Source organism: Bacillus sp. JJ1764 (genome assembly GCF_036962145.1).
Classification (GTDB): domain Bacteria; phylum Bacillota; class Bacilli; order Bacillales; family Cytobacillaceae; genus Neobacillus.
On sequence record NZ_JBALNY010000257.1, the window covers coordinates 1 to 5,794 of the forward strand.

Here is a 5,794-nt window from a genome sequence, read left to right on the forward strand (position 1 = left end):
ATTAAATTAGAATAATAATTTACAACTAATTTAATGAAATCAATAGAATTGTTAAAAGTAGGTGTAAATGTGAGTAAAGAACCTATATTGCGGATCAACGATTTAAGAGTTTCGTTTCAAACCGGAAAAAAGTTTCTGCCTGCCGTGGATGGGGTTAGCTTTGAACTGAAGGATGGAGAAATCCTTGGTATCGTTGGTGAATCCGGTAGCGGCAAAAGTGTTACATCTTTAGCCACGATGGGTCTTATTCCTTCGCCCCCAGGAAAAATTGAACAAGGGGACATTATTTTTAATGGTAGAAATATAACCCATTTACCTGAAAAAGATTGGCGCAAAATCCGGGGGAACCAAATTTCAATGATATTCCAGGAGCCCATGACATCATTAAACCCGCTTTTTTCCATAGGTAATCAATTGATGGAAGGCATTCGCTTACATACCAACCTTTCAAAAGCAGAAGCAAAGGTTCGGAGTATTGAATTACTTAAACTAGTAGGAATTCCTAGAGCAGAGGGGATTCTTAAAGAACATCCTCATCAGCTGTCTGGCGGAATGAGACAGCGCGTCATGATTGCCATGGCTATGGCTTGTAATCCTCGGGTATTAATTGCAGACGAGCCTACCACAGCACTTGACGTTACCATCCAAGCCCAAATCTTAGCATTAATGAAAGATTTAAATCAAAAAACCAATACTTCTATCATCCTCATCACACATGACCTTGGCGTGGTAGCTGAAATCTGCCAGCGTGTGATTGTAATGTATGCAGGGCAAATTGTAGAGCAGGGAGACGTAAGAACGATCTTAAAAAATCCACAGCACCCCTATACGAAAGGTTTACTAAAATCTGTTCCGGTCCTAAGTGAGAAAAAAGACCGCCTCTATAGTATTCCGGGAACAGTGCCAGCACCAGGAGCAGTAAAGCAGGGATGTAAATTTGCCGCAAGATGTGCGGAAGCATTTGAAAAATGTCATCACGAATCACCAGAAATTTATTCATCGGATAAAGATGGACATGAAGTGCGCTGCTTCCTGCATACATTGAAGGGGGGAATCGACAAGCATGTCGGAGCTACTACTTGAAGTAAATGGACTAAAGAAATACTTTCCGCTCACCGGCGGCCTGTTAGGCAGAAAACAAGGTGAGGTAAAGGCAGTCGATGACGTATCTTTCTATGTTCAAAAAGGAGAGACTTTGGGCATTGTTGGTGAAAGTGGTTGCGGAAAATCAACAACNNAGCTAGTGATGGAAAAATCATGTTTGAAGACAAAGAGATTACGAGAATGTCCAAATCGGAATTACGAAAAATACGCAGGGACATTCAAATGGTCTTTCAAGATCCATATGCATCCTTGAATCCGAGACATTCCGTTGAAAAAATCCTGGAAGAGCCGCTGATTGTTCATGGGATTGGAACAAAGGAAGAGCGGCAAAAACGGGTCAAGGAAATGCTTGAGGTTGTCGGTTTAAGCAGTTATCACGCCAAGCGCTATCCGCACCAATTTAGTGGCGGTCAACGTCAGCGGATCGGTATCGCAAGAGCTTTAATGACCAAGCCAAAGCTAATCATTGCCGATGAGCCAGTTTCAGCCCTTGACGTCTCGATTCAGGCACAAGTTCTAAATTTAATGAAAGATATTCAAAAAGAATTTCAACTAACATACATCTTTATTGCCCATGATCTGGGTGTAGTCAGACATATCAGTGATCGTGTCGGTGTTATGTATTTAGGCAGACTAATAGAATTAGCCGAGAGTGAAGAACTATACGAAAATCCAAAACATCCCTATACAAAGGCATTATTGTCAGCGGTTCCAATTCCTGATCCGGATATAAAGAAGAATACGATTTTAATAGAGGGAGAATTGCCAAGCCCGGCAAATCCTCCTTCAGGCTGTGCCTTCCATACTAGGTGCGGGGAATGCATGGACATTTGTAAGACTGTTCGTCCAGTGGAACAAAACCTTAATGGTCATTATGTTGCATGTCATCTATATGACAACTAACATGCAGCAATTATGATAAAAAATGAAACATAGGGGGTAAAAAGAAGGATATGAAAAAATCAATAAAAGTACTATTGATTGCCTTATTAGCAATCAGCATGTTCTTGGTAGGCTGCAGCAAATCTAACCAAGAAACAGGAGGCAAAAAGGATAATGCCTCAAATGGCGGTTCTAAAAAAGATACTCTTGTATATGGACGTGGCGGTGATTCCACTTCCTTAGACCCAATCACCACAACCGAAGGCGAAACCTTTAAAGTAACAGATAATATTTTTGAGAACCTAGTAAACTACGGTGATCAAGATACGACAATTCATCCAGGTCTTGCAGAATCTTGGGAGGTATCCGCAGATAGCTTAACCTATACTTTCAAGCTTCGCCAGGGGGTTAAATTCCATGATGGTACTGCCTTTAATGCAGAAGCGGTTGTATTTAACTTTAACCGTTGGATGAACGGCAACGAAGACAAATTCCCTTACTACACCATGTTTGGTGGATATGTAAACGATGAAGGCCATGTCATTAAAGAAGTGAAAGCAGTAGATGACTACACCGTTCAATTTACTTTAAAAAGACCACAAGCACCATTCTTGAAAAACTTGGCGATGTCTCCGTTTGGAATCGCCAGTCCGGATGCAGTAAAAAAATATGGTGATGATTTCAGAAGTCATCCAGTTGGAACGGGACCATTCAAATTTGTTGAATGGAAACAAAACGATACCATTACGCTTGAAAAGAACCCTGATTACTGGCAAAAAGGCTTACCTAAGCTAAACAAAATAATTTTCCGTGTAATTCCGGAAAATACAGCACGTCTTAATGCTCTTTCTAACGGGGAAATTGACGTTATGGATGGTTTAAATAACTCAGATGAAGCAACAGTTAAGGCTAACGATAAGCTTCAAGTCATTGAGCGCCCATCTATGAATATTGGTTATATTGGTTTAACAACCACTCATAAGCCACTTGATAACAAACTGGTTCGTCAAGCGATTAACCATGCGATTGATAAAAAATCAATCATTAAAGCATTCTACGGTGGAAAGGCAGAAGCTGCAGTCAATCCAATGCCTCCTTCTATCGAAGGCTATAACGATGCAATTAAGCCTTATGAATATGACCTAGATAAGGCAAAGGAATTATTGAAAGAAGCTGGCTATGAGAAAGGCTTTGACATTGATTTATGGGCAATGCCTGTAGCACGTCCATACATGCCTGAAGCACAAAAAGTTGCTGAGGTCATCCAAGAAAGCTTAAGCAAAATCGGCATTAAAGCAAAAATCCAATCTGTTGACTGGGCTACTTATTTAGAAAAAGCTAGAAAAGGCGAATTTGGCATGTTTATGCTAGGTTGGACAGGCGACAACGGAGACCCTGATAACTTCTTATACACATTGCTTGATAAAGACAGCATTGGCAGTAACAACTACTCTTACTACAGCAATGACGAGCTTCATAACCTTTTAATCCAGGCGCAAACAGAAACAGACCAAGCTAAGCGAAATGAGCTTTACAAAAAAGCTCAGGAAATCATCCATGATGATGCTCCGTGGGTGCCACTCGTTCACTCTGTGCCATTACTTGCAGCATCAAAAGATGTAATGAACTACTTGCCGCACCCAACTGGCTCTGAACCGTTGACGAAAGTAGAATTCAAATAATTTTTTATGAAAGGGGAGGGATGCTTTTCCTCCCCTTTCGTTACCTTAACGCTTTTAACAAAGAGGTGAAAACCATTGTTCACTTATTCAATTCGCCGTATCCTATCCTTAATTCCCGTATTATTTGGTATGACGCTGGTTGTTTTTGCTATTATTCATGCAATCCCGGGTGACCCGGCCCAGGTGATATTAGGTCAACGCGCTACCGCTGATTCGATTGCCAAGCTAACGCAGGAATTAGGATTGAACCGGCCGTGGTACATACAATATTTTGATTATATTCAATCACTACTCCATGGTGATTTAGGGATTTCTCTTCGAACAAGAGGACCGATTAACCAAGAGATTTGGCCTTTTCTCGCTGCAACCGCTGAGTTAACCGTTGTAGCGATGATTATTGCCGTCATCGTAGGGGTAAATGCAGGGATTATCAGTGCTTGGTTCTCCAAATCCTGGTTTGATTATATTGCGATGGTCCTTGCCTTAGTTGGTGTGTCCTTGCCGATTTTTTGGTTAGGCTTAATGGAACAGTGGGCTTTTTCGATCGAATTGGGCTGGCTGCCGACAACCGGACGGGAAAACGTCAGGGATCCAATCTCAGCCATTACTAATTTCTATTTAATCGATACTCTACTGCAAGGAAGAATGGATCAATTTTGGACAGTCGTTCAGCATTTAATTTTACCAAGTTTAGCGCTGGCAACCATCCCAATGGCGATCATTGCCAGAATGACCCGGGCAACGATGCTAGAGGTGATGAAGTCAGATTATATTCGTACAGCGAGAGCGAAAGGTCTTCGCATGTTCTGGGTTGTGTACAAGCACTCTTTAAAAAATGCCGTTATCCCAGTGTTAACAGTAATCGGCTTACAAACGGGTCTTCTCTTAGGAGGAGCGATCTTAACAGAAACGATCTTCGGCTGGCCGGGAATTGGAAGATATTTATATGACGCGATTTCATATCGCGATTACCCTGTCATCCAATCAGGAATTTTAATCATTGCCGGAATTTTCGTATTGATCAACTTGGTGGTAGACCTTTTATATGTATTTGTCGACCCAAGGATTAAATATTCTAAGTAAAGGAGGAGGAATCAACCGTGGCCGAATTAGCAAAAAATGCGGTAGATATTTCAATACGTCCTGTCGAAGAAAAATACACACCTCCTTGGAAGGAGGCCGTTCAATCCTTTTATAAAAACAGATTAGCCCTCGTTGGACTGATCATCGTACTCTTTTTTATCATTCTAGCAATAATTGCTCCTGTTATAGCACCATACAGCTTTAAGGAACAGGTTTTGACAGATCGTATGCAGGCACCGTCCAGTAAGCATTGGTTTGGCACCGATGATTTTGGCCGCGACATTTTTTCAAGAATTGTTTATGGTGCAAGAATTTCACTATGGGTAGGATTTTTCTCAGTGTTGGGTTCGGTGGTGATTGGAACTTTATTAGGCATCATTGCGGGATATTATGGGCGCTGGGTCGATACAATTATTTCGCGGATTTTTGACATTATGCTAGCCTTTCCTAGTATTCTATTAGCGATTGCGGTTGTATCCATCTTAGGTCCTTCCTTGCAGAATGCTTTAATTGCCATTGCTGTAATCAATATTCCGAACTTTGGCCGATTGGTGAGGTCAAAGGTGTTAAGTGTCAAACAGGAAGAGTATATTATGGCGGCAAGGGCTATTGGCATGAGAGACACTCGTATTCTGTTAAAACATATTCTACCGAACAGCATCTCGCCGGTCATTGTCCAGGCTACCCTGGCAATTGCGACTGCAATCATTGAAGCGGCGGCTCTCGGATTCTTGGGAATGGGCGCCCAAGCCCCAACCCCTGAATGGGGAAAAATGCTTGCCGACTCCAAAAACTATATCACCCAAGCACCATGGACCCTTTTCTTCCCAGGCATAGCCATCATGCTTACGGTTCTGGGCTTTAACCTGATGGGAGACGGGCTGCGTGACGTGCTAGACCCAAAAATGAAAAACTAATGGGGGGTGCCAAGCACCACCCTTTTTTTTGTAGGGCTAAGGTTGCAGCCTTTTGAATGAAAAGATGATAGGGGCTAGTAGGCAGAGAGAAATGTCTTTCATAGGGTGGATGAAAGACAATAGGGG

4 protein-coding genes and 1 pseudogene are annotated in these 5,794 nt (G+C 42.0%); all 5 read left to right on the plus strand.

All coding sequences use genetic code 11. The features are described 5' to 3' along the window. Nucleotides 1-69 precede the first annotated feature (69 nt). On the plus strand, nucleotides 70-1,083 hold the full coding sequence (locus tag V7083_RS23550) for an ABC transporter ATP-binding protein (protein ID WP_335482635.1): 1,014 nt from the start codon (nucleotides 70-72) through the stop codon (nucleotides 1,081-1,083). After that, nucleotides 1,064-2,007: pseudogene (locus V7083_RS23555) on the plus strand (ABC transporter ATP-binding protein). Before V7083_RS23550 ends, V7083_RS23555 begins: the two are co-directional and overlap by 20 nt. Nucleotides 2,008-2,057: 50 nt before the next feature. Continuing rightward, entirely contained in the window at nucleotides 2,058-3,668 is a 1,611-nt protein-coding gene (locus tag V7083_RS23560) for an ABC transporter substrate-binding protein (protein ID WP_335482637.1), read from the plus strand. 75 nt (nucleotides 3,669-3,743) lie between these two features. Continuing rightward, the gene (locus tag V7083_RS23565) at nucleotides 3,744-4,751 is read left to right on the plus strand and encodes an ABC transporter permease (RefSeq protein ID WP_335482639.1); all 1,008 of its coding nucleotides are present in this window, start codon (nucleotides 3,744-3,746) and stop codon (nucleotides 4,749-4,751) included. Between the two features lie 17 nt (nucleotides 4,752-4,768). Beyond that, nucleotides 4,769-5,668, plus strand: a complete 900-nt coding sequence (gene nikC / locus V7083_RS23570) for a nickel transporter permease (RefSeq protein WP_335482640.1) — start codon at nucleotides 4,769-4,771, stop codon at nucleotides 5,666-5,668. Nucleotides 5,669-5,794 lie beyond the last annotated feature (126 nt).